Here is a 2,488-nt window from a genome sequence, read left to right as displayed (position 1 = left end):
GGAGTCCTCGTTAATGTAAATCGAGGCTCCAGTCTATGCAGTTGTCCTATGTGGACTCGGTTAGATAGATTGAAGAAATCGCAATCTAACTAGTGGGCTTATAGCTCGTTGAGGTTTGTTATAAACGAATTACTCGGCGTTTGCGTTAACAAGCCAATCATCAAGCACTTGCTTCAATTTATCTAATTGCTCTTGGTGTTTTGCTTGATTCTTTGCCAATTTGTTAATGTTCTGCAATTTCCAACGAATCGCTGGCAAGTCTGCTGCATTAGGATAGTCAAACAATGCCCAGTCAGGTTGCCCTCTTTTGAATGACATAAGGAAAGCATGATCCCTTTCTGTGAAATGTTTTTGCAGCTCAATTAACATCATGGGCCTAACAGAGGCTAAGTCTTCGCATTCAACTTTTTCAAAAGTCATTCCGTCAAATTCTGCCTGAAATTTCTCATTCAGAGGCTGCCAGTTTGGCGACATGACTTCATTAATAGGCCGAGGGTGACTTAATGTATAGGTTAAAAAACCCACCAAAATCTCTCTCGAAATCCCTTCACTGCCAAGTAACATACGCACATCAAATAAGTCGCGAGGATGTTGGCGATCCATTGCAGCACACAATTTCCCACCATACAGATCGGGAAGACTGACTACCTGAATCTCAGCATAACCAAACTCGTCTTCAACAGACTCTTGAACTGGCATTATTTCTGCACTATGCAATGTACCTCTGGCGACGGGCGACACTTCAATTTTGATCGTCGCAACCGGACTTGATACAACTATTCTCAGTTCATCAGCTTTATTATCCTGAAATGCCGCTCTGATATCTGGTTGAGTATTGATTCTGTCTGTAATGCGCTGCAATGCAGCCCTGACATTAATCAAAGCCTCATCTCTTGGTTCAAGTGGAAGATAAGCAAGATCAATATCTACAGATAACCGAGGAAAATCTCTCACAAATAAATTAATGGCGGTGCCACCTTTAAGTGCAAAAACCGTCTCTGTTGCTACCACAGGAAGCATTCTTATGAGCAAGGAAACCTGTTTGTAATATGGGCTATCTTTATCCATTATGTTGTTCACCTTTTTTGACGCTTAATATCTCTGGCACTGTGATTTGATATCGCTCATCAAAACGTCCTTTTTCGACAACCTGCCGCTTTCCTGCCCCCAATTTAATTCTTGTTTCATCTATGCGATTGACCCACTGGTGATCGTAGTATCGACCCAGAAATAGAAATATTCGGTTTGCCTGAACAGAGCTGCTTCGCTCAAGAATATCTTGTACTTTTCTAGGGCTAAGATTGACTAAACCCTGAAATAATTCTGCGACATGCTCAAATGAAATCAGCTTCCCAATCGCGTCTACCACTTCATAGGCAGCAAGTTCTGCACAGCTGACAGTGAGTTCTTTCTCTTTAACCGTGATCCTTTTCAAATCTTTCTCGGGATTCACTTCAAGCTTATGGTTTCCACAGTAAAACCAATTCTGATAAGGGAATTCACGAAACCATTTTGGTAAGGACGACTTATTTTTAACGCAAATCCAAACTTGCTCTTTGTTCAGCTGTAAATAGTGACTCAGTCCTTGGTGAGTTAAGCTGCTCAATCCAGCCAAATGAACTGAAACGCCCAATTGCACATCTAATGCTTGAATGGCATCAACCCAAGTTGGCTTTATATCGCCCTGCGCATCTGGACGATAGTACACGCCAGAACTAAGCTTCTTCAGCCAACCGTTCTGCGCGTACTTTTGAGCCAGGGAGTAGCTCACACCGTTTTCAGTCAGCCATTGCTGAAGTACTAGCGCACCAGGAGAAGTATGAGCAACAAGCCAGTTTATCTTAGATGACATTTTAACACCCCAAGTGTGAATATCACGAACAGTATAAACCATTTAGTTTATTACGATAGGGATTTTAACACTTTAGGTGTTAATATACCAAATACTGTAAACAAAGCCCGCTAATGCGGCGTTGTTGAAATGAAAAAGTCTACACAACATCACCAATAACCCGATGTTGTGTAGACCTAAGTTTGATTGCCTTAAGTGAACTGACTACTATGGCTCACATTCAGGTGCCCAGTAAAACGGCGCTGATTGCTGGAACGGTTGTGCCAATGACTTCTTGAGTGCTGGCAACGACAGGTAAGGTTGCAGACATAACACTTTCAACGACTGTTGGTGTGTTGTAGAGACCCATACCGCCACCAATGCCCAGAGCGAAAGCCATCAAGCTTTGGCGAGCGATACCGCCCACAATACCCACCAGAACCATGGCTCCCGCTACGATCCGTCCCAATGTACCTTGGGTCCAGTCTTTTAGGGTATCCCACACATCAGTGAAAGCATCACCACCGGTGCCCGCAAATGAGGGCTCCGAAATCATTAACGCCATCAAACCAAGCGCACTAATGGTCATTAGGCGCTGAGTTTGAATGGTGCGAACTGCATTTGTCATTCGTTAGTTTCTCCGTAGATACTCAAGTT

The 2,488-nt window shown here is 43.3% G+C and carries 3 protein-coding genes; all 3 read right to left on the bottom strand.

All coding sequences use genetic code 11. The features are described from left to right. Window positions 1–129: 129 nt before the first annotated feature. Window positions 130–1,068, bottom strand: a complete 939-nt coding sequence (locus R7Z49_RS23160; RefSeq protein ID WP_000356587.1) for a nucleotidyl transferase AbiEii/AbiGii toxin family protein — start codon at window positions 1,066–1,068, stop codon at window positions 130–132. Beyond that, window positions 1,061–1,852, bottom strand: a complete 792-nt coding sequence (locus R7Z49_RS23155; protein WP_048608544.1) for a type IV toxin-antitoxin system AbiEi family antitoxin — start codon at window positions 1,850–1,852, stop codon at window positions 1,061–1,063. The genes R7Z49_RS23160 and R7Z49_RS23155 overlap by 8 nt, the downstream gene beginning before the upstream one ends. Window positions 1,853–2,072: 220 nt before the next feature. Next, window positions 2,073–2,459 carry a TraA family conjugative transfer protein gene (gene traA / locus R7Z49_RS23150; protein WP_048608546.1) on the bottom strand — a complete coding sequence of 129 codons (387 nt, stop codon included), beginning with the start codon at window positions 2,457–2,459 and terminating at the stop codon, window positions 2,073–2,075. Between the last annotated feature and the right edge of the window lie 29 nt (window positions 2,460–2,488).

The organism is Vibrio sp. 1562, assembly GCF_033340155.1.
GTDB lineage: Bacteria > Pseudomonadota > Gammaproteobacteria > Enterobacterales > Vibrionaceae > Vibrio > Vibrio alginolyticus.
The sequence above is the reverse complement of the archived record's forward strand: the minus strand, read 5'-3'. Positions and strand labels throughout refer to the sequence as shown.

Excerpts from the sequence above, each read along its gene's own strand:
- R7Z49_RS23160 (WP_000356587.1), bottom strand. The coding sequence starts at position 1,068 with ATGGATAAAGATAGCCCATATTACAAACAGGTTTCCTTGCTCATAAGA.
- R7Z49_RS23155 (WP_048608544.1), bottom strand. The coding sequence starts at position 1,852 with ATGTCATCTAAGATAAACTGGCTTGTTGCTCATACTTCTCCTGGTGCG.
- traA (WP_048608546.1), bottom strand. The coding sequence starts at position 2,459 with ATGACAAATGCAGTTCGCACCATTCAAACTCAGCGCCTAATGACCATT.